We start from the raw sequence: 23,080 nt of genomic DNA, 5'->3' as shown, positions 1-23,080 counted from the left end.
AGGGAGCACGGATGACAACCGACGACCACTTGGCCGACCTGCACGCCATGTGGCGGATCCGCGTGCTGGAGGAGAAGATCCTCGAGCTGCGCCTCGCCGGCGACGTCGTCGGCTCCGTACACCTCAGCAACGGCCAGGAGGCGGTGGCGGTCGGCGTCTGCGGTCAACTGCGCAAGCAGGACGCCGTCTTCGCCACCTACCGCGGGCACGGCTGGGCGATGGCCCGCGGCGTCCCGGCCTTCCCCATCCTCGCCGAGGTGCTGGCCCGCACGGCCGGCGTCAACGGCGGACGGGGTGGATCGGCCCACTTCTCCGCTCCCGAGTACGGCTTCTACGGCGAGAACTCCATCGTCGGCGCCGGCGCCCCCATCGCCACCGGAGCCGCCCTGGCCAGCACGTTCGACAAGAGCGGCCGGGTCGTCGTGACCGTCTTCGGCGACGGTGCGATGAACCAGGGCGCCGTGCCCGAGGCGATGAACTTCGCCGCCGCGATGAACCTGCCCGTGATCTTCGTCTGCGAGAACAACAAGTACTCCGAGCTGACGCCGATCAACGACATGGTCCGCAACCCCGACCTGTCGGCGCGGGCCACCGCCCTGGGCATCCCGGCCACGCGGGTCGACGGCAACGACGCGGCCGAGGTGGCCGCCGCGACCGCGCTCGCGATCCAGACCGCCCGGCACGGGCTCGGACCGACCTTCATCGAGGCGCATACGCGCCGGATCGTCGGCCACTACATCGGTGACGCGCAGCAGTACCGGCCCGAGGGCGAGCTCGAGGCCGACCTCGCCGCGGAACCCATCGTCCGGCTCTCCCACCAGCTCATCGCCTCCGGCGTCGCCGCGGACACCGTCGACGCCGCGCGCCGCCGTGCCGTCACCGAGATCGAGGAAGCCGCCCGGCGCGCCCTCGCCGCCTCCGCCGCCGACCCCGCTACCGCTCTGGAGCACCTCTATGCGTGAGACCGTCAAGCTCAACTACGGCGGCGCGGTCAACGCCGCGCTGGCCCGGTCCCTCGATGACTACCCGGAGGCGATCCTCTTCGGCGAGGACGTGGCCGTGCCCGGTGGCGTCTTCGGCGTGACCCGCGGCCTGCGCAAGGCGTTCGGCCCGCGGGTCTTCGACACCCCGATCTCCGAGACCGCGATGCTGGGCGCCGCGATCGGCTCCGCGATGATGGGCCGCCGGCCGATCGTGGAGATCATGTGGATGGACTTCATGTTCGTCGCGTTCGACCAGATCGTGAACCAGGCTTCCAACGTGCGCTACGTGTCCGAGGGGCGGCTGACCGCGCCGTTGACGATCCGCACCCAGCAGGGCAACGCGCCCGGCGCTTGTGCACAGCATTCGCAGAACATGGAGGCGCTGCTGCTGCACGTGCCCGGCATCCGGGTGGCGATGACCTCGACACCGCAGGACGCGTACGACGTGCTGCGCTCCGCCGTCGCCTGCGACGACCCGGTGGTGGTCATCGAGAACCGCTCGCTGTACGCGGGTCCGAAGGCCGAGATCGAGATCGGTGGTGACCCGGCGCCGATCGGTGGGCACCGGCTGCGCCGACCGGGCGCGGACGTCACGGTCGTCACCTGGGGCTCGATCACCAGCCGGGTGCTGGCCGGCGCCGACCGGCTCGCCGCCGAGGGCATCGACGCCGAGGTCATCGAGGCCGTCTGGCTCAACCCGTTCGACCACGCGGCGGTCGCCGCGAGCGTGGCCCGCACCGGCCGGCTGGTCGTCGTGCACGAGGCCAACACGACGGGCGGCTTCGGCGCCGAGGTCGTGGCCCGGGTCGTGGAGAGCGGCGCGACGCTGAAGAGCCCACCGCGCCGGATCGGCGCCCGGGACAGCCGGATCCCCGCGGCGGTCGGCCTCGCGGCCGCGGTGCTGCCGCAGGAGGACGACATCGTCAGCGGCCTGCGCGCGGCGGTGGCCGGGTGAACGGCATGTGGCACTTCAGCTTCACGGTCGCGGACATTGACCGCAGCGTCGCGTTCTACCGGGACGTGCTGGGACTGACGCTCGTGCACCAGCAGGTCCAGTCCAATGAGTACACCCGCCGCCTGGTCGGCTACCCGGACGCCGAGTTGCGCGTGGCCCAGCTCGCCATTCCCGGCCAGGACCGTACTCACTCGACGCACGACCTGGAGCTCGTGGAGTACGTCGTGCCGCGCGGTGAGCCGTTCGGCCCGGAACGACACCGCCCGGGTGCCGCGCACCTCGCCTTCGTCGTGCGTGACGCGCTGGCCGAGCACCGCCGGCTGACCGAGCTGGGCGTAAGGTTCGTCAGCCCACCACAGGAAATAACCGCAGGGGTGAACCGCGGCGGGTTCACATGCTATTTCCTGGACCCGGACGACATTACGCTCGAACTCGTCCAGCCACCGGCTCAGTGATCTGAAGGAGAAGCACCCGTGACCCGAGGCCCCCGCGCCGGCACGAAGCGAGTGACGCTGGTCGACGTGGCGGCCGCCGCGGGTGTCGACAAGGCGATCGTCTCGCGGGTCGTCAACCGCGACCCGACGCTGCTGATCCGGCCGGAGACACGGACACGGGTCGAGGCGGCGATCGTCGATCTCGGCTACCGGCCGAACCTGAGCGCGCGCTCGTTGCGCACCGCGAAGACGGGGATCCTGGGCCTGGTCATCCCCGACTTCAGCAACCCCGTCTATGCACAGATCATCGCCGGCGCCGAGGCGGCGGCCCTGTCCAGCGGCAACGTCCTGGTGACGGGCTCCGCCGGCGGCGCCGTCTCGCCCGCCGCCTATCTCGACCTGCTCGGCAACGGCCGGGTCGACGGGCTGCTGATCGCCGGTGGCGCACCGTCCACGCAGGAGCAACGGATCCTCGACGGCCTCGACATCCCGTGGCTGCTGGTCAACCGACGCGACCGCAAGAGCCGGCGCTACGTCATCCTCGACGACGCGAAGTCGGCCCACATGGCGGTCGAGCACCTCGTCGAGCTCGGCCACACCGAGATCGCGCACATCGCGGGCCCGAAGACGACTGACACGGCTCAGCGGCGGCTCACCGGCTTCACCGAGGCTATGGAGGAACACGGCCTGCGTACGCCGGCGTCCCGGATCGTCGTAGGCGAGTACACGATGGATGGTGGCGCCGAGGCGGCGGCGAAGCTGATGTCCTCGCGGCGCCGCCCGACGGCCATCTATGTGGCCAACGTGGCCGCGGCCGTCGGCGTGCTGCACCAGCTCGCCGCGTTGGACCTGTCGGTCCCCGGCGACGTGTCGGTGGTGACCACCCACGACACGGAGCTGGCGTCACACGTGATGCCGGCATTGACGACGGTGCGGATGCCGCTGCGGGAGCTGGGCGCCCGAGCGGTGCGCAGCCTCCTCGACACCCCACCCGACGCCCAGGTGGAGCTGCTGCTGGCGGACGACTTCACCCTGGTGCGGCGGGAGTCGACAGCCCCGCTCGCCTAGGAAGGCCGAACTTCCCGACAGCGACGTCAGACGTCGTCTATGGTGACGGCGAGGCCGGGCCGGTCGGGGCTGGCGCCGCGCTGACCTTGGTCGGCGCTGAACCGTGCGGTGCGACAATCGGCCGGTGAGCCACGACGGGGATACGGAGCGCGCCGTCGCCAGGACGTTGATGCGGGCGGGTACAGGGGCGGACGACGCGCCGGCCGACATTCGCACCGAAAGTCGTCGGCTGGCTGCCGCGATGGTTCGACGCGCCGCGTCGCGGCCAGCCGGCCGACTCCGGACATTCAGCGGGGGCTGGTCGCCGCCGGTGTCGTCGTCAGCGAACCGTGACTGAACTCGATGGGCTGTTGACGCATCGGCCGTAGGTCGTCCACAGTGGCGAACGCCGATCGGGAGGTGCGGATGCCGGTGGTCGACACGGACCTGACCAGTTTGGCCGTCGCCGCGCGCAGCGGTGATCGACAGGCCCGCGACGAGCTCGCCGCGCGGGTGCTTCCGCTGGTCTACACCGTTGTCGCCCGCGCGTTGCCCGGTGATCCCGACCTCGACGACGTCGTGCAGGACGCGATGCTGCGGGCCGTCCGGGACCTGCCGACCTTGCGGGAGCCGAGCCAGTTCCGGGCCTGGCTGATGGCGATCGCGGTGCGTCAGGTCGGGACCCATTTGCATCGGCGGCGGGTGGCCGACGCGCGCGTCGCGCCGCTGGACGACGCGGTCGACGTGCCGGTCGAGGACCTGACCATGCTGCATGCGGTGTTGTCCGAGCAGCGCCGCCAGGTCGCGCGGGCCGGGCACTGGCTCGATCCCGCCGACCGGATGTTGCTGTCGCTGTGGTGGCTGGAACAGGTCGGCCACCTGACCCGGGAGGAGCTCGCGGAGGCGATCGGCGCCCGCGGCGCGCACGTGCGGGTGCGGCTCCAGCGGATGCGGGAGCAGCTCGAGCTGAGCCGCACGCTGGTCGCGGCCCTGGCGGCGACGCCGCGGTGCGCCGGCCTGGTCGCGGCCCGCGCCGGCTGGAACGGTGCGCCGGGCCCGCTGTGGCGCAAGCGGCTGGCCCGGCACATCCGTTTCTGTCCCGCCTGTCAGCAGGCCGGAGCGGGTCAGGTTCCCACGGAGCGGCTCCTCGACTACGCCCTGCTCCCGGTGCCGGTGGCCGTGGCGGCCGCGGTGGTCGGCCAGGGCAGACCCGTCGGCGCCGCGAAGGCGTCGGTGCTCGCCAAGGCCATGTCGGTCCTCGGCGCCCATCCCATCCTCGCCGCGTCGGCGGCCGCCGGGCTCGTGGCCGTCGTCGTCGCGTTCGCCGTGCCGTGGTCGCCGCAGACGCCACCACCCGCGCCCGAGTCGGCGACCGCACTCCCGCTCGGCCCGGCCGCGCTGGAAATGGCCAACGAACCCGGGCAGTACGCCGCGACGAGCCGGACCCTCGGCGTGCTGACCAGGGTCGATGCGGGCAGCGCCGAAACCGTGCGGCGGCGGGCGACGTTCGTGGTCACTCCCGGCATCGCGAACTCCCAGTGCTCCACGCTGCGAACGGCGGATGGCGGCTACCTGCGGCACATGTCATGGCGGCTGCGGACCAGCCTCGACGAGGACACGGAACTCTTCCGCGGCGACGCCACGTTCTGCGTACGCCCGGGTGCCCTGCCCGACTCGGTGTCGCTGGAGGCGTCGAACTATCCCGGTTGGTTCCTGCGGCACCGCGATGGCCAGCTATGGGTCGATCAGTCCGACGGAAGTGCGGGCTTCCTGGCGGACAGCTCGTTCTTCGTGCGCCCGCCTTGGGCGCCGTAACAGAAAAAGAGCGACGACTTTTCGTTACGGCGGTGCCCCGAAAATAGTCCCGGGCCAGCCTCCGATACACCTCTTGAAACTTTCCGAAACCATCTGGCAACATCGGTGTCACTCGATGTGAACGGTCTATCCCCCGCACCAAAACTAGACCTTGACGCTGCCCGACATCGAATGTGAGCGCTAACATGCCTTTGCCTCGAATGCTCCGCCGGGCCCTCGCTTCGGCCAGCGCCGTCGTGCTCATGAGTGGCGTGCTGATCGGCGTGAACACGCCCAGCGCGGCAGCGGCCACCGTCGACACCACCGCCTGGTACGTCCTCGTCAACCGCACCAGCGGCAAGGCGCTGGACGTCTACAACCTGGCCACCAACGACGGCGCGCGGATCACTCAGTGGTCCCGCAACGACGGCAACAACCAGCAGTGGCAGTTCGTCGACTCCGGCGACGGCTACTACCGGCTGAAGTCCCGGCTCTCGGGCAAGGTCCTCGACGTCTCCAACCGGTCGACCGCCGACGGCGCCGCGATCGTGCAGTGGGCCGACGGCAACGGCACCAACCAGCAGTTCCGGCTCGCCGACTCGGACAGCGGCTACGTGCGGCTGATCGCCCGGCACAGCGGCAAAGCGGTCGAGGTGCAGAACGCCTCGACGGCCGACGGCGCCAACGTCGTGCAGTACGCCGACTGGGGTGGGGCCAACCAGCAGTGGCAGCTCGTCAAGATCGGGACCGGGGGCGGCGGCAGCGGCACCTACAACAACCCCGTGGTCTGGCAGGACTTCGCCGACGGGGACATCATCCGGGTCGGTGACGCCTACTACTACTCGGCGTCGACCATGCACTACTCCCCCGGCGCGCCGATCCTGCGCTCCTACGACCTGGTCAACTGGGAGTACGCCGGCCACTCCGTGCCCAGCCTCGACTTCGGGTCCTCGGCCTACGACCTGAGCGGCGGGCGGGCGTACGTGAAGGGGATCTGGGCCTCGACCCTCAACTACCGGCGCAGCAACTCGACCTACTACTGGCTGGGCTGCGTCGAGTTCAACCGCACCTACGTCTACACGGCCGCGGCGGTCGACGGCACCTGGCAGAAGCGGTCCCAGATCAACAACTGCTACTACGACGCCGGGCTGCTGGTCGACGACAACGACACGATGTACGTGGCCTACGGCAACAGCACCATCAGCGTGGCCCAGCTCTCCACCGACGGGCTCAGCCAGGTCCGCGCCCAGCAGGTGTTCCAGACCCCGTCCAGCGTCGGCACCCTCGAAGGCGCACGCTTCTACAAGCGCAACGGCAGCTACTACATCTGGCTGACCCGACCCGCCAACGGCCAGTACGTGCTCAAGTCGAGCAGCCCGTTCGGCCCGTACGAGATGCGCCAGGTGCTGTTGAACATGCCCGGCCCGATCTCCGGCGGCGGTGTGCCGCACCAGGGCGGGCTCGTGCAGACCCAGAACGGCGACTGGTACTACATGTCCTTCGTGGACGCGTACCCCGGCGGACGGGTGCCCGCACTCGCGCCGATCTCGTGGAGCTCCGACGGCTGGCCCACCATCCAGACGGTCAACGGCGCCTGGGGCAGCTCCTATCCCAAGCCCAACATTCCGGCGTCGGGCCGCACCGTGCAGTCGATGATCGGCGCGGACACCTTCAGCGCCGCGACGCTCGGCCACCGGTGGGAGTGGAACCACAACCCCGACAACAGCCGGTGGACGGCGGGCAGCGGGCTGCGGCTGCAGACCGCGACCGTCACCAACGACCTGTACGCCGCCCGCAACACCCTCACGCACCGCATCCAGGGCCCGTCCTCCACGGCGACGATCGAGCTGGACTACTCGGGCATGGCCAACGGCGACCGGGCCGGCCTCGCGATGCTGCGCGACTCGTCGGCCTGGATCGGCGTGCGGCGCGACAACGGCGCCACCCGGGTCGTGATGACGAACAACCTGACCATGAACAGCAGTTGGAACACCACGAGCACCGGCACGGAAGTCGCCGGCACGGCGGTGTCGGGCGGCCGCATCTGGTTGCGGGCGAACGCCGACATCCGGCCCGGATCCGGTCGACAGGCGCGGTTCTCCTACAGCACGGACGGCAGCACGTTCACCAGCCTCGGGTCCGCGTTCACGCTCAACAACGCCTGGCAGTTCTTCATGGGCTATCGGTTCGCGATGTTCAACTACGCGACCCAGGCGCTCGGCGGCGCCGTGACCGTGCGCCGTTTCGACCTCACCACTCCCTGAAAGCTGGACGGAGGAATCACGATGAGACGGACCTTGTGGTCGATCGCGGTGGCGGTGTTGCTGCTGGTCGGCTTCCCCGGCACCGCACAGGCCGCCAGCACGCTCGGCGCCTCCGCCGCCGAGAAGGGCCGCTATTTCGGGGCCGCGATCGCGGCCGGCCGGCTGGGCGACAGCACGTACGTGGGGATCCTCAACCGCGAGTTCAACAGCGTGACGCCCGAGAACGAGATGAAGTGGTCCTACACCGAGCCGCAGCAGGGCAGCTTCAGCTACGGCAGTGCCGACCGCATCGTCAACCACGCGCGCTCACTCGGCAAGACGGTCCGCGGTCACACCCTGCTGTGGCACGCCCAACAGCCGGGCTGGGCACAGAACATGTCGGGCAGCGCGCTGCGCAACGCCATGAACAATCACGTCACCCAGGTCGCCACCTACTACCGGGGCAAAATCCACTCCTGGGACGTGGTCAACGAGGCGTTCGCCGACGGGGGCGGCGGCGGCCGGCGCGACTCGAACCTCCAGCGCACCGGCAACGACTGGATCGAGGTCGCGTTCCGCCTCGCCCGCGCCGCCGACCCGAACGCCAAGCTCTGCTACAACGACTACAACACCGACGGCGTCAACGCGAAGTCGACCGGCATCTACAACATGGTCCGCGACTTCAAGTCCCGCGGTGTGCCCATCGACTGCGTCGGATTCCAGTCGCACCTGACCAACTCGGCGCCGAGCGACTACCAGGCCAACCTGCAACGCTTCGCCGACCTCGGCGTCGACGTGCAGATCACCGAGCTCGACATCTCCGGTTCCAACCAGGCCAACGCGTACGCCGCCGTCACCCGCGCCTGCCTGGCCGTGACGCGCTGCAACGGCATCACCGTCTGGGGCATCCGCGACAGCGACTCCTGGCGCACCGGCCAGAACCCGCTGCTGTTCGACGGCAACGGCAACAAGAAGGCCGCGTACGACGCCGTGCTGAACGCCCTCAACGCCGGCGGCGGCGGCAACCCGTCCGGCCCGGTCGACACGTCCGCCTGGTACGTGCTGGTCAACCGCAACAGCGGCAAGGCGCTGGACGTCTACGGCCTGGCCACCAACGACGGCGCCCGGATCACGCAGTGGGCCCGCAACGACGGCAACAACCAACAGTGGCAGTTCGTCGACTCCGGCAGCGGCTACTACCGGGTCCGGTCCCGGCTGTCGGGCAAGGTCCTGGACGTCTACAACTTCTCGACCGCCGACGGGGGCGCGATCGTGCAGTGGGCCGATGGCAACGGCACGAACCAGCAGTTCCAGCTCGCGGACTCGAGCGGCTACGTGCGACTGCTCAGCCGGCACAGCGGCAAAGCGGTCGAGGTGCAGGGTGCGTCGACGGCCGACGGCGCAAACGTCGTTCAGTACGCCGACTGGGGCGGCGCGAACCAGCAATGGCAGCTCGTACGAGTCGGATAAGGAGAGGTCATGTCTGTCTATCAAGGAACCTCGCGGCGGAGATGGTGGTTGCCGCGGGTCGTCGCCGCCGGTGTGACGGCGGTGCTGGTCGGGGCGGCCGCCGCGACCGTGTTGGCGGCACCCGCCGCCGCGGCGACGGTCGACACGAGCGCGTGGTACGTGCTGGTCAACCGCAACAGCGGCAAGGCGTTGGACGTCTACAACCTGGCCACCAACGACGGCGCCCGGATCGTGCAGTGGGCCCGCAACAACGGCAACCAGCAGCAGTGGCAGTTCGTGGACTCGGGCAGCGGCTACTACCGGCTGAAGTCGCGGCTGTCCGGGAAGGTCCTCGACGTCTACAACTTCTCGACCGCCAACGGCGGCGCCATCGTGCAGTGGAGCGATGCGAACGGGACCAACCAGCAGTTCCGGCTGGCTGACTCCGACAGCGGCTACGTCCGGCTGATCAATAGGAACAGCAACCGGGTCGTGGAGGTCCAGGGCGCCTCGACGGCCGACGGCGGCAGCATCGTCCAGTACGACGACTGGAACGGCGCCAACCAGCAGTGGCAGCTCGTCCGCGTCGACGGCGGCAGCAACCCGACCACCCCACCGCCGAGCGGATCGTGCTCTCTTCCGTCCACGTACCGCTGGTCGTCGACCGGCGCTCTGGCGCAGCCGAAGTCGGGTTGGGTGTCGCTCAAGGACTTCACCTACGCCCCGTACAACGGCCGGCACCTGGTCTACGCGACGACGCACAACACCGGGACGTCGTGGGGCTCGATGAACTTCAGCCTCTTCTCGAACTGGTCGGACATGGGCTCGGCGAGCCAGAACACCATGAACAGCGCCACCGTCGCGCCGTCGCTGTTCTACTTCGCACCCAGGAACATCTGGGTGCTGGCCTACCAGTGGGGCGGCACCGCCTTCTCCTACCGGACCTCCAGCGACCCCACCAACCCCAACGGCTGGTCGGGGGCGCAGACGCTGTTCACGGGCAGCATCTCCAACTCCGGCACGGGGCCGATCGACCAGGCCGTGATCGGCGACAGCTCGAACATGTACCTGTTCTTCGCCGGTGACAACGGCCGGATCTACCGCGCGAGCATGCCGATCGGGAACTTCCCGGGCAGCTTCGGTTCGAACTACACGACGATCATGACCGACTCGACCAACAACCTGTTCGAGGCGGTCCAGGTCTACAAGCTCCAGGGTGAGACCCGGTACCTCATGATCGTCGAGGCCATCGGCTCGCAGGGCCGCTACTTCCGCTCGTTCACGGCCACCAGCCTGGGCGGTTCGTGGACACCGCAGGCTGCGTCCGAGAGCAACCCGTTCGCCGGCAAGGCCAACAGCGGCGCCACGTGGACCAACGACATCAGCCACGGTGAGCTGATCCGCAGCAACGCCGACCAGACCATGACCGTCGACCCCTGCAACCTGCAACTGCTCTACCAAGGTCGCTCCCCCAACTCCGGCGGCGACTACGGCCTGCTTCCCTACCGGCCGGGTCTGTTGACCCTGCAGCGCTGAACGGAGTCTCCATGCCCATCACCCGTCGCGGCCTGCTCCAAGCGACGGTCCTCTCGGCCACCGGCGGCGCGGTCCTGACCGCGCCGCCGGCGGCGGCCGCCGTCGTGGCGCCGGCCCGTGCGGACCTCGGTGTCTCCGCCTATCCCTTCGACCTCGGTCAGGTACGCCTGACCAGCGGGCGCCTGCTGGACAACCAGACCCGGACGCTCACCTATCTGCGCTTCGTCGACGTCGACCGGCTGCTCTACGTCTTCCGCGCCAACCACCGCCTCTCCACCAACGGCGCCGCGACCAACGGTGGCTGGGACGCGCCGAGCTTCCCGTTCCGCAGCCATATGCAGGGGCACTTCCTCACGGCCTGGGCGCAGGCGTACGCCGTGCTCGGGGACACCACCTGCCGCGACAAGGCCGCGTATATGGTGGCCGAGCTCGCCAAGTGCCAGGCGAACAACGGCGCGGCCGGGTTCGGCACCGGATACCTGTCCGGGTTCCCGGAGTCCGACTTCACGGCGCTCGAGGCACGCACGCTCTCGAACGGCAACGTGCCCTACTACTGCGTACACAAGACCCTCGCGGGCCTGCTCGACGTCTGGCGCTACACCGGCAACACCCAGGCCCGGTCGGTGCTGCTGGCCCTGGCGGGCTGGGTCGACACCCGCACGGCCCGCCTGAGTTCCAGCCAGCTCCAGGCGATGCTCGGCACCGAGTTCGGCGGCATGAACGAGGTGCTGACCGACATCTACCAGCAGACCGGTGACGGGCGCTGGCTCACCACCGCACAGCGGTTCGACCACGCCGCGGTGTTCAACCCACTGGCCTCGGGCCAGGACCAGCTCGCCGGTCTGCACGCCAACACCCAGGTGCCCAAGTGGGTCGGGGCGGCCCGCGAGTACAAGGCGACCGGCACCACCCGCTACCGCGACATCGCCACCAACGCCTGGAACATCACGGTCGGCGCACACACGTACGCCATCGGTGGCAACAGCCAGGCCGAGCACTTCCGGGCGCCGAACGCGATCGCCGGCTACCTCTCCAACGACACCTGCGAGCAGTGCAACACGTACAACATGCTGAAGTTGACCCGGGAGCTCTGGCTCGTCGATCCCAGCCGGGCGGCCTACTTCGACTACTACGAGCGGGCCCTGCTCAACCACCTGGTCGGCGCGCAGAACCCCGCCGACAGCCACGGCCACATCACCTACTTCACCCCGCTGCGGCCCGGAGGGCGAAAGGGCGTCGGGCCCGCGTGGGGCGGTGGCACGTGGAGCACCGACTACTCGTCGTTCTGGTGCTGCCAGGGCACGGGCATCGAGACGAACACGAAGCTGATGGACTCGGTCTACTTCTACAACGGCACCACGCTGACCGTGAACCTGTTCGTCCCGTCGGTGCTGACCTGGTCACAGCGCGGGATCACGGTCACCCAGACCACCAGCTATCCCGTCGGCGACACGACCACGTTGACGCTCGCCGGGTCCATGAGCGGCACCTGGACCATTCGAGTACGCATCCCCGCGTGGACCAGCGGCGCGAGCATCACCGTCAACGGCGTCGCCCAGAACGTCGCCGTCACCCCGGGCAGCTATGCGGCGGTGACCCGGGCGTGGGCGGCCGGCGACACGGTCACCGTGCGGCTGCCGATGCGGGTCACCACCCTCGCGGCGAACGACAACGTCGGCGTCGCGGCGGTCACCTACGGGCCGGTCGTGTTGTGCGGCAACTACGGCAACACCACGGTCAGCGCGGCGCCGTCGTTGACCGTGTCGTCGATCGCCCGGACCAGCTCGTCCGCTCTCGCCTTCACCGCCAACGCGAACGGCTCGACGGTCAACCTCGGGGCGTTCCACGACGCCTTCGGCTACAACTATGTCGTCTATTGGAACGTCGGTGCCGCCGGTGGCAGCCAGCGGCTCGTCAACGCCGGGACCGGGCTCGTGCTCGGAGTCCAGGACATGTCGACCGCCGACGGGGGGCTCGCGGTCCAGTGGGGCGACACCGGGACCGCCGACCACAACTGGGTCGTCGTGACCGACGGCGACGCCGTGCGGTTCCGCAACGTCAACAGCGGCAAGGTGCCAGGCGTGGAGAACATGTCCACGGCGGATGGTGCCCGCGTCCTGCAGTGGGCCGACAACGGCACCGCCGACCACCGCTGGCAGTTGCTCAGCAACGGCGACGGCACGTACCGGATCCGGAACGTCAACAGCGGCAAGCTCCTGGGCATCCGCGACGGCTCGACCGCCTGGGGCGCCCAGGCCGTGCAGGACTCCGACAACGGCACCGCCGACAACCGTTGGCGGCTGGTGGCCAACGCCTGACCGGAAGGACATCATGACGAGAGCTATCCGGCGCGTGTTGGCCGGGGCGCTGGGCCTGCTGTGCGTGTTGACCGCGGCGCCGGCCTACGCGGACAACCCCATCATCCAGACCATCTACACCGCCGACCCCGCGCCGATCGTCCACAACGGACGCGTCTACCTGTACACCGGTCACGACGAGGACGGCTCCACCTACTTCACCATGAAGGAGTGGCGGGTCTACTCCTCCGCCGACATGGTGAACTGGACCGACCACGGCTCCCCCCTCAACCTCGCCAGCTTCGCCTGGGCCGACGCCAACGCCTGGGCCGGCCACGTGATCGCCCGCAACGGCCGGTTCTACTGGTACGTGCCGGTCCGCAACCGGGCGACCGGTGGGATGGCCATCGGCGTCGCCGTCGGGGACAGCCCCACCGGGCCGTTCAGCGACGCTCTCGGCCGCCCGCTGGTGGAGAACAACGAGATCGATCCTGTCGCGTTCATCGACGACGACGGGCAGGCCTACCTCTACTGGGGCAACCCACGGCTGTCGTACGTGCGGCTCAACGCCGACATGACCTCGTACTCGGGCGGGGTGAACCAGATCGCACTGACCACCGCCGGCTTCGGCACCCGCACCGGCAATGCCAGCCGCCCGACGCTCTACGAGGAAGGGCCGTGGGTCTTCAAGCGCAACGGGCTCTACTACAACGTCTTCGCCGCCCGCTGCTGCTCCGAGTTCATCGGCTACTCGACCGCCACCGGACCCACCGGACCGTGGACCTATCGCGGGACGGTCATGCCCACCCAGGGCAGCAGCTTCACGAACCACCCGGGGCTCGTCGACTTCAACGGCGGCTCGTACTTCTTCTACCACAACGGGGCGTTGCCGGGCGGCGGTGGCTACACGCGATCGGTCGCGGTCGAACGGTTCAGCTACAACGCCAACGGCACGATCCCGACCATCAACATGACCACGACCGGCGCTCCGCAGGTCGGCACGCTCAGCCCGTACACGCGGCAGGAGGCCGAGACGATCGCCTGGACCTCGGGCGTCGAGACCGAGCGGGCCGGCGAAGGCGGCATGAACGTCGGCTGGATCGACAACGGCGACTGGATCAAGGTCAAGGGAGTCGCCTTCGGCGCCGGCGCCACGTCCTTCAGCGCCCGGGTGGCCTCGGCCGCCGCCGGAGGTCAGATCGAGGTGCGGCTCGACGGTACGAGCGGGACCGTGGCCGGCCGCTGCACGGTGCCGGGCACCGGCGGTTGGCAGACCTGGACGACGGTGTCCTGCGGCGTGAGCGGCGCGACCGGTACACACGACCTCTACCTGCGCTTCACCGGCGGGTCAGGCTCGCTGTTCAACCTGAACTGGTGGCAGTTCAGCGGCGGCGGTGGCAGCAGCAGCGTGCTGGCCAACGGCACGATGGAGAGCGGGACGACCGGGTGGGCGCCGTTCGGCGGTGGCACACTGTCGACGTCGAGTGTCGCGCACGGTGGTGCGATCTCACTCGCGATCGCGGGGCGCACGGCGTCGTGGCAGGGTCCGAGCCAGACGGTGACGGCCGGGATTGCCAACGGTCGCACCTACACGACGTCCGCATGGGTACGCGCCCAGAGCGGCACGCCGGCGGCTAAGGCCACGTTGGCGCTCAACGTCGGTGGCACGACGAGCTATGTGTCACTGACGCCCGCGACGACGGTCTCCTCGTCAGGATGGACGTTGCTGACCGGCACGGCCACCGTCGCGTGGACCGGGACCCTGACCTCGGCGACCTTCTACATCGAGACGACGTCGGGCACGGACGGCCTGCTCGTGGACGACGTCACCATCCAGTAGTTGTCCGGCGTGTCCGAAGCGGGTTCGCTTCGGACACGCCGGCTTCTTCAGGTGGCGAGGTGTCAGGTCCAGGCGATCGAGCTGACCTCGTCGTCGAGCCAGCTAGGGAACGACGTGCGGGAGAAGAAGAACCCGTTGTCGTTGAAGGGCCCGCTCGCGCCGATGTGCAGGAAGTGCATGGCGGCGCAGTTGGCGAAGGCGCGGAACGACTCGATGTCGTCGTTCCAGCCCGACGGCATGCTGGCCATGGTGAACTCGACCGGACTGAGGGCGTTGTCGCAGGCGTGGGTGCCGGTGATGGTCAGGGAGCTGCCGCCGAAACCCTCGCCGGTGTACTCGACGCTGATCACGATGTTGCTCGCGGCGGCGGCCATCGGCGCGTTCGACCGGGCGGACGGGAGATCGTTGAGCTTCGTCGCGAGCTTCTCGTCGTTGAGCGCCGCCTTCGCGTCGCCGGGCGCGTCGGTGACCCGGCCGCCGGTCGCGTTCGTGATCGCCGTCCGGAACGACGAGTAGCAGACCATCGCCGCACCGGTAGAGGCGCTGACCACGCAGTGCCTGCCGGCCGGAGCCGCGTGGGCTGAGGTCGGCGCCAGCAGCAGGGACGCCAGGACCCCGGCGCCGATCGCGAGTTGTCGCTTGATGCCCATCTGATTCTCTCCTCAGTAGTGGGGTTACCCATGAGGAGCGGGCCGCGGCGGCGACAAATACCGGCATCGGCTAAAGCCACCCGATCGAGCACGCGGAGACACGCCGGTCCGGCACGTACACTCGATAAGAGGATTTGTCGCTTTTGTTCCAGGTGGTGCTCATGACCGAGCCTCCGATCGGCACGCCCGACCAGCGCGTGCGCGTGTTCGTCAGTTCGACGTTGCACGAGCTCGCGGCCGAGCGGTGGGCGGTCCGCGAGGCCGTCACCCGGTTGCGGCTCACGCCGGTGTTCTTCGAGCAGAGTGCCCAGGCGCACCCACCGCGCGAGGTGTATCGCGCCTACCTCGCGCAGAGCCACCTGTTCGTCGGCGTGTACGGCGAGAGTTATGGATGGGTGGCGCCGGACACGACGATGTCGGGGCTCGAGGACGAATATCTTCTGGCCCGCGAGCTGTCGCTTCCCCGGCTCATCTATGTCAAGCGCTCTGCGACCACGCGCGAGCCCCGGCTCGCCGCCATGATCGACGGCATCCGGTCCAGCGCCGACGTGTCGTACCGGGAGTTCACCGATCCGGCGCAGCTACGCGATCAGGTCGAGCAGGACATCGCCGTCCTACTGACCGAGCGCTTCCACCAAAGTGGCCGGACGCCGCAGGGCGAGGCGCCACCGTCGGCACGTACGCCGTTGATCGGGCGCGAAACCGAGGTCGCCGCACTGACCGGGCTGCTCGCCGAAGAGGGGGTGCCACTGGTCACCCTGACCGGACCGGGCGGTGTCGGGAAGACCCGCCTCGCCACCGACCTCGCGGTGCGGCTCGCGGACCGTTTCCCCGACGGGGTGCGCTACATCGACCTGTCCGCCGTCAGCCGCACCGACCTGGTCGGCGAGGCGATGGCCCGGTCACTCGGGTTGCGTACCTCAGGAGCGGGCGAGGCCGTCGAGGACGTCGCGGCGTTCCTGCGGTCCAAACGGCTCCTCCTGGTGGTCGACAACTTCGAGCAGGTGGCCGAGGCCGCCCCGGTGGTCGCGCGGCTGCTCCGCGCGGCGCCGCGGGTCACCGCCCTGGTGACCAGCCGGGCACCGCTGCGCATCGACGGCGAGCGCGTGTATGCCGTGGCACCGCTGTCTTCGCCCTCCACATCGGACACCGATCCCGCTGCCGCCGCCGCGCACGCGTCGGTCCAGTTGTTCGTCGAGCGTTCCCGGGCCGCCGAGCCGGGCTTCGCGTTGACCGAGGACAACGTCGACGCGGTGGCCGAAATCTGCCGGCGCCTCGACGGACTGCCGTTAGCGATCGAACTGGCCGCCGCCCGGGTGCGTCTGATGCGGCCGGCCGGGATCCTCGATCTGCTCGACAGCCGGCTGAGCCTGCTCACCAGCGGAGCCCGCGACCTGCCGGCCCGCCAACGGACCCTGCGCGACACCATCGCCTGGAGCTACAACCTGCTCGGCCCCGAGGAGAAGTCGCTGTTCACACGGCTGTCGGTCTTCACGGGTGGCTTCGATCTTCCCGCGGCGAGGGCCATCGGCGGACCCGGCGCCCTCGACGCGCTCGACCACCTTGTCGAGAACAGCCTCGTCGACTATGCGCCCGACACTTCCCGCTTCGGCATGCTCCAAAGCATCCGCGAGTACGGGATGGACCGGCTGGACTCAGAGGCGGACGGCACGGCAGCACACCGCGCCCACGCCGACTACTTCCACGACGTGGCGCTGGAGGCGGGACCCGAGCTCAACCGCCGTGCCACGCGATGGCTGCGGCGGCTCGCCATCGACCACGACAACGTCGTCACGGCCACGTACTGGTACTTCGACAATGGCGAGTACGACTCGGCGCTGGCGATGAACGAGGCGATCTGGGTCTACTGGCTGCTGCACGGCCCGATCGAAGAGGCCGGCCGGATCTCCGCCCGAATCCACGCGCACGGCGACCGCCTCCCCGACCCCCGCAGAAGTCGGGCCCTGCTCGCCGACGGGGTCGTCGCGCTGATCACCGGCGACTACCGGCGCGGCCGATCCCAGGTGGAAGAGGCGCTGCCACTACTACGCGCGGCCAGCGACGACGAAGGCGTCGTGCGCGCCATCGGACCGTTGGCCATGCTGGCCATCCGCGAGCGCGACTACGCCCGCGCCCGTGGCCTGCTCGAAGAGGGCCGGCAGGTGAGCGAACGCCTCGACGAACGCTGGCAGATCAGCCTCTACCACAGCCGGCTGGGATTGATCGCGCTCGGCGAGGGAGACCATGACCGGGCGGCGGGGCTGCTGGTCACCGCGCTCGACGTGGCCGGCGCCGCCGACGCGCCACTGGCCAGCATCGTCGCGCTCTACAGCCTGGCCGTCAACGCGGTGCTGCGGGAGGACGTCGATGCCGCGCGGAACTACCTGCTGGACGGGCTCGTCATCGCGCGGGACAGCAACGACCTCAACAGCCCGTCGCTGTTCATCGCCGCGATCGCCGACGCCAGCGCCCGCCGCGGCGACCACGAACGAGCGACCAGACTCGCCGCCGCGGCCACCTCCCTCCGCCAGGCGTCCGGCACCCCCTGGCTCGCCTGGTACGTGCCGCCCTGGCCGGGCTACCAACCGGTCGACGCGGCGGCGTACGCACAGGCCCGCACCGAAGGCGCCACACTCGATCTGGACGGCGCGATGTCAGAGGCACTCCGCGACTGACCGCCGGCACGAAAGACCAACTGCGCGATCGTGTGGGCGGGCGAACCTGCCGGTGATTCTGCCGGTCGTTATGCCGGTTGCCGCGCGACGGCGCCGGTCAGCACGTTGGCGACACCGCTCAGGAACGATCAAGTCGCGATGGGGTTACCGTGCCGTACGGTCTGCACCGACGAACGCATCGACGGATGTATAAAGTGGAGCCGACAGGCCGGGCAACACCGGGCAAGACGGAGACGGTCGTGGGCGATGAGCATGCGGCACACGTCGGGGCGACGATCCGCCGGCATCGGGTGGCGGCCGGGCTGACCCAGGATGAGCTTGCCCGGCAGGCGGGCCTGAGTGTGCGTTCGGTACGCGACATCGAGCAAGGCCGGATCGGCCGGCCGCGGTCGCGATCGGTTCTCGGGCTGGTCGAGGCGCTGGCCTTGCCTTCCAAGGTGGGCGAAGCACTGCTGTCCTCCCTGACCGCGATCGACGGTCGGCTGCGCGTCGGTGTGCTGGGACCGCCGGATGTCGTCGTCAACGGGTCGCGGGTGGACATTCGTTCGGCGCGGCAGCGCACTGTGCTCGCGCTCCTGGCCCTGGCGCACGGCCGGACTGTCCCGGTCGACGACTTCGTCGACGCGCTGTGGGGCGACCAGCCACCCCGGACCGCGCGCAACCTGGTGCAGCTCTATATCGGCGAGGTACGTGCGCTGCTCGGCCCGGCCGGACACACCGTGCGGTTCTCCGGCGGCGGCTACCTGGCCCAGTGGGGCACCGAGGAGGTCGACCTGGCCTGGTTCGACGACCTCGTGACGCGCGCGCGGGCCGCGTGGTCGGGCGGCCATCCGGAGCAGGCGGCCGAGCTGTACGCGGACGCGTTGCGCCTCTGGCGCGGCCCGGCACTGGTCGACGCCGGGGATCGCCTGCGCCACCATCCGGCCGCCATCGCCGCCGGACAGCGCCGGATCGCCGCCACCGTCGCGTTCGCCGACGCCGTCATCGCGCTCGGGGCGAGCGAGCGCGCGATTCCCGCCCTGCGGGCGCTCTGTCGCGAGGAGCCGCTGCAGGAGGCGCTGCACGGCCGGCTGATGCTCGCCCTCACGGCCACCGACGAGCGGGCCGCCGCCCTGCAGGTGTTCGCGGACCTGCGCGCCGTGCTCGCGAACGAGCTCGGGGTCGAACCGGGCGCCGCGCTCGCCGACATCCACCTGCGGATCCTGCGCGACGGGCGGCCCACGACCGACGCGGCGGCGGACCGGCGCGAACGATGGACCCCCGCCCAGCTCCCGGCCCCGCCGTTCCCGTTCGTCGGTCGCACCGGCCAACTGTCGGCCCTGGACCAATTGCTCACCGGGAGCCCGGTCGCCGTGATCGCCGGCACCGCCGGGGCCGGCAAGACCGCGCTGGCCGTCCATTGGGCGCACCTGGTCGCCGACCGGTTCCCGGACGGCCAGCTCTACCTGAACCTGCGGGGGTACGACCCCGAAACGCCCCTGGATCCCGGTGATGCGCTGGCGCGGCTCCTCGGCGCTCTCGGCGTGCCGGGCGAGAACGTCAGGGCGTCGGTCGACGAGCGGGCCGCCCAGCTACGCACCACACTGGCCGGACGGCGGATGTTGATGCTGCTCGACAACGCCGGCACCGCCGAGCAGGTCCGACCGCTGCTGCCCGGCACCGCCGGCTGCGCCGTCGTGGTCACCAGCCGAGACGACCTGGCCGGCCTCGTCGCCGCGCAGGGTGCCCGGCGGGTCGACCTCCACCTCCTGCGGGAGGACGAGTCCGTCCTCCTGCTCCGCCAGCTCATCGGTGCGCGCGCCGAGGCTTCGCCGGACGCCGTCGCGCGGATCGCCCAGCAGTGCGCGCACCTGCCGCTGGCGCTGCGGGTCGCGGCCGAGCTGACCGCCGCGCGGCCCGACACGTCACTCACCGACCTGGCCGCCGAGCTGGCCGACCATCAGGAGCGGCTGCGGTCCCTGGACGCCGGCGGTGATCCCCGGGCCGCCGTCGCCACGGTCTTCTCCTGGTCGATGCGAAACCTGGCCGCCGACAGCGCCCGCACGTTCCGGCTGCTCGGGCTCCATCCAGGAGCGAACGTCGACGCGTACGCCGCGGCGGCGTTGGCCGACACCACGCCGCGCCAGGCGGGTCACGCCCTGGCCATGCTCGGGCGTGCGCACCTCACCCAGGCGAACGAGGGCGGCCGGCACGGCATGCACGACCTCCTGCGCGCGTACGCCACGCAACTCAGCAGCGAGCTGGACAGCGCCGAGGAGCGAGCGGCGGCGCGCGGGCGGCTCCTCGACTTCTACCTGGCCACCGCGGCAGCGGCGATGGACACCCTGCATCCCGCCGAGGCCCATCGCCGGCCGCGCGTGCCCGCGTCACCGACGCCGACGCCCGACCTGCCCGATGCCGCCGCCGCGCTCGCTTGGCTCGACGCCGAACGGCCCACCTTGGTCGCGGTGACCGCACACGCGGCCACCCACGGATGGAGCAGCCATGCCACCCGCCTCGCCACGGTGCTGTTTCGCTACCTCGAAGGCGGCCACTACGCCGACGCGTCGATCATCTACCGCCACGCGCTGGCCGCGGCACGACGCGACGGCGACCGCGCCGCTCAGGCACACGCTCTGCACGGCCTCGGCTCCATTCATTACCACTATGGACAGTACGACGTCGCGGCCCGCTACCTCCGTACCGCCCGGGAGCATTTCCGGCAGGTCGGCGACCGCGGCGGCGAGGCGCGCGCACTGAACAACCTCGGCAGTGTCGAGCAGTGGCGCGGGCGGTACGGCACCGCGGCCGACCTCCACCGGCGCGCCCTGAACCGTTACCTGGACGTCGGCGACCAGGTCGGTCAGGCGCGGGCCCTGTCCAACCTCGGCCGGAGCGAGTACCGGCTGGGTCGCCTCGACGCCGCCGCCGGTCACCTCCAGCGGGTGCTCATCCTGTGTCGTGCCATCGGAGACGCATCCGGTGAGGCCGAGGCGCTCGACCGGCTCGGCAGCGTCGAGCACCAACGCGGCCAGCACAGCCGCGCCGCCGAATACCATCTCCGGTCCCTGCGGTTGCACCAGCGCAACGGCGACCGAACCGGTGAGGCAAGCGCGATGGCCAGCCTGGGAATCGTCTATTCGCAGTTCGGCCGGCACGCCGAAGCCGCCGACCTGCTGCACCAGGCGCAGGCGCTGTACCGGGAAGTCGGCGATCAGGACGGTGAGGGCGATGCCCGCAACGGCCTCGGTGAGGCGTCGCGGGCCACGGGAGCACATGCGGAGGCGCTCCGCCACCACACCGCGGCCCTCGCCCTGGTCACGATGAGCGGCGCCCGCGACCAGCAGGCGCGCGCCCACGCCGGCCTCGGGCACGCCCACGACGCGCTCGGGTCCGAGACCGACGCGAACCTCCATTTCCGACGCGCTCTCGCCCTCTACGCCAACCTGGGCATGCCCGAGGCCGACACCCTGCGAACGCACGTCGCCGCCCGCCCGCACGGCCGTCGCGACGCCTGCTGATTCGCATGGCGCCAATGAGGTCGGTGAGGCTCCACCGCTCCCGGAACTACGCTGGATAGTTCACGCGTGGGAAGGGGACGACGACGTGGCCTGGAGCACACGCGAGCTCGCGGAGCTCGCCGGCACCACGGTGAACACCATTCGTCACTACCACCGGCTCCACCTGCTCGACGAGCCCGACCGCAGGTACAACGGCTACAAGAAGTACGGGGTGCCGGATCTCGTATGCCTGCTGCGCATCCGCCGGCTCGCCGAGCTCGGCGTGCCGCTCTCGCAGATCGGCGAGGTCGGAAAGAGCGCGGACGGCACCCCGGACGCACTGCGCCGGGTCGACGCCGAGCTGGCAGGACGCATCGCGCGTCTGGAGAAGGCTCGCTCCGACATCGCCGCCATCCTGCGGGAGAAGGCGCCCGCCGACGTGCCAGCGGGGTTCGAGTCCGTCGCGGGACGGCTGTCCGAGGCCGACACCTCGCTCATCCACATCTACACGCGGCTGTACGACGAGGAGGCGATGGCCGACCTCCGGCGCATGGTCGAGGACGACACCGACCCCGTCAGCGCGGAGGTCGACGCGCTGCCGGCCGACGCGGACGAAGCCACCCGGCAGAACCTCGCCGAGAAGCTGGCGCCGAGCATCGCACGCAACCTCATGGAGTACCCGTGGCTGAACGATCCGGCCGGGCGCCTCTCGCAGAGCGAGCAGGTGACGCAGCACACGTTCGTCGAAGCGGTGATCGAGCTCTACAACCCCGCCCAGCGCGATGTGCTGGCGCGAGCCAGCGTCCTCGCACAGGAGCAACTGCGCATCGCCCGCGAGGAGCAGGGCGAATGACTTGACCCTGTTCCAGGAACACGGTGTCAACTTGGGCCTCGACAAGGAGGAACACCGATGACTGCGCAGCTCGAGGCCCCGACCCTGGCCGAGGACCTTCTGCTCCTGCTGTTCCAGCCGCGCTCGGGGACGATCGCCGGCGAGAACACGCTCTTCTACCCCCTGGGTGGAGCGGTGCTCGCCGACCTGGCGCTCGGCGATCACGTGCGGACCCGCCCCGGCCGGGTCGGCGGGACCCTGGTGGAGACCGTCGAGGACCACCCGCCAGCGGACGAGCTCCTGCGCTCGGCGTGGGACTACCTCGTCAAGAAGCCCCGCGGCGTCCAGACGGTGCTTGCGGCGATCGGGCCGACGTTGCGTGGCCCGCTGCTCGACCGGCTCGTCGAACGCGGCGATCTCCGCCGCGCGAAGCGCCGGACGCTCGGCCTGTTCGACACGACCGTCCTCAAGGAAGGCGAAACCGGACGCAGGGAGGGCATCGTCGCGGACATCAGGCAGGTGCTCGTCGACGGCGCGGAGCCGCGACCCCGCGCCGCCGCACTCGCGGCACTGCTCTCGGGAAGTGGGACGCTCCCCCAGTTCCACCGAGAGATCCCCTGGACCTCACCCGTGATCACCCGCGCCAAGGAGCTCGAGCAGGGCAACTGGGGAGCCGGAGCCGCCTCCGAAGCGGTCACGCGGACCGTCACCGCCGTCATCGTCAACAGCGTGATCGTGGCCTCGACCGTGGTGCCCCGAACCTGACGAGATGAGGGGCTCTGGCGCGCGCCATCGCTGCCGGGCGGGCAACGACGTGGCAGTCTCGATCGCACGGGGCGGGACAATCACCCACGGACGCGGGAGTC

14 protein-coding genes and 1 pseudogene are annotated in these 23,080 nt (G+C 70.2%); 14 read left to right on the top strand and 1 reads right to left on the bottom strand.

The window, feature by feature from the left end; all coding sequences use genetic code 11:
• The first annotated feature begins 11 nt into the window (after nt 1-11).
• The 10 genes and pseudogenes from BLV39_RS34300 (at nt 12) to BLV39_RS34255 (ending at nt 14,578) form a co-directional block, all read left to right on the top strand.
• Nucleotides 12-962, top strand: a complete 951-nt coding sequence (locus BLV39_RS34300; RefSeq protein ID WP_090801454.1) for a thiamine pyrophosphate-dependent dehydrogenase E1 component subunit alpha — start codon at nt 12-14, stop codon at nt 960-962.
• A complete protein-coding gene (locus tag BLV39_RS34295; protein WP_090801452.1) occupies nt 955-1,938 on the top strand; it encodes an alpha-ketoacid dehydrogenase subunit beta in 984 nt (327 codons plus the stop codon). Before BLV39_RS34300 ends, BLV39_RS34295 begins: the two co-directional genes overlap by 8 nt.
• A gap of 5 nt (nt 1,939-1,943) precedes the next feature.
• Nucleotides 1,944-2,393 carry a VOC family protein gene (locus tag BLV39_RS34290; RefSeq protein ID WP_239083555.1) on the top strand — a complete coding sequence of 150 codons (450 nt, stop codon included), beginning with the start codon at nt 1,944-1,946 and terminating at the stop codon, nt 2,391-2,393.
• An 18-nt stretch (nt 2,394-2,411) separates the two neighbouring features.
• On the top strand, nt 2,412-3,440 hold the full coding sequence (locus BLV39_RS34285) for a LacI family DNA-binding transcriptional regulator (protein WP_090801448.1): 1,029 nt from the start codon (nt 2,412-2,414) through the stop codon (nt 3,438-3,440).
• Between the two features lie 378 nt (nt 3,441-3,818).
• Entirely contained in the window at nt 3,819-5,234 is a 1,416-nt protein-coding gene (locus BLV39_RS34280) for a sigma-70 family RNA polymerase sigma factor (protein ID WP_239083537.1), read from the top strand.
• A 185-nt stretch (nt 5,235-5,419) separates the two neighbouring features.
• On the top strand, nt 5,420-7,477 hold the full coding sequence (locus BLV39_RS34275) for a family 43 glycosylhydrolase (protein WP_090801446.1): 2,058 nt from the start codon (nt 5,420-5,422) through the stop codon (nt 7,475-7,477).
• A gap of 21 nt (nt 7,478-7,498) precedes the next feature.
• A pseudogene (locus BLV39_RS45335) lies at nt 7,499-8,920 on the top strand (glycoside hydrolase family 10 protein); the annotation flags it as partial.
• Between the two features lie 15 nt (nt 8,921-8,935).
• Complete coding sequence (locus BLV39_RS34265) at nt 8,936-10,441, top strand: non-reducing end alpha-L-arabinofuranosidase family hydrolase (protein WP_090801441.1); 1,506 nt, start codon at nt 8,936-8,938, stop codon at nt 10,439-10,441.
• 11 nt (nt 10,442-10,452) lie between these two features.
• Nucleotides 10,453-12,759 (top strand): beta-L-arabinofuranosidase domain-containing protein, encoded by a 2,307-nt coding sequence (locus BLV39_RS34260; RefSeq protein WP_090801439.1) that lies wholly within the window; start codon nt 10,453-10,455, stop codon nt 12,757-12,759.
• Nucleotides 12,760-12,772: 13 nt separating this feature from the next.
• Entirely contained in the window at nt 12,773-14,578 is a 1,806-nt protein-coding gene (locus BLV39_RS34255) for a family 43 glycosylhydrolase (protein ID WP_090801436.1), read from the top strand.
• A gap of 62 nt (nt 14,579-14,640) precedes the next feature.
• Here the strand turns inward: BLV39_RS34255 and BLV39_RS34250 are convergent, their stop codons facing one another.
• The gene (locus tag BLV39_RS34250) at nt 14,641-15,228 is read right to left on the bottom strand and encodes a hypothetical protein (protein WP_090801435.1); all 588 of its coding nucleotides are present in this window, start codon (nt 15,226-15,228) and stop codon (nt 14,641-14,643) included.
• Between the two features lie 161 nt (nt 15,229-15,389).
• On the opposite strand from BLV39_RS34250, the gene BLV39_RS34245 reads away from it, so the two are divergent.
• From BLV39_RS34245 to BLV39_RS34230, 4 genes are all read left to right on the top strand, one after another.
• Nucleotides 15,390-17,903, top strand: a complete 2,514-nt coding sequence (locus tag BLV39_RS34245) for an ATP-binding protein (protein ID WP_143050012.1) — start codon at nt 15,390-15,392, stop codon at nt 17,901-17,903.
• A gap of 239 nt (nt 17,904-18,142) precedes the next feature.
• A complete protein-coding gene (locus BLV39_RS34240) occupies nt 18,143-21,403 on the top strand; it encodes a BTAD domain-containing putative transcriptional regulator (protein WP_176985233.1) in 3,261 nt (1,086 codons plus the stop codon).
• A gap of 85 nt (nt 21,404-21,488) precedes the next feature.
• The gene (locus BLV39_RS34235; protein ID WP_090801430.1) at nt 21,489-22,235 is read left to right on the top strand and encodes a MerR family transcriptional regulator; all 747 of its coding nucleotides are present in this window, start codon (nt 21,489-21,491) and stop codon (nt 22,233-22,235) included.
• A 57-nt stretch (nt 22,236-22,292) separates the two neighbouring features.
• Complete coding sequence (locus BLV39_RS34230; protein WP_176985232.1) at nt 22,293-22,979, top strand: GOLPH3/VPS74 family protein; 687 nt, start codon at nt 22,293-22,295, stop codon at nt 22,977-22,979.
• The last annotated feature ends 101 nt before the right edge of the window (nt 22,980-23,080 follow it).

Source organism: Asanoa ishikariensis, assembly GCF_900107455.1.
In the GTDB taxonomy this organism is placed as follows: Bacteria; Actinomycetota; Actinomycetes; order Mycobacteriales; family Micromonosporaceae; genus Asanoa; species Asanoa ishikariensis.
This window is presented reverse-complemented; position numbering and strand designations above follow the sequence as displayed.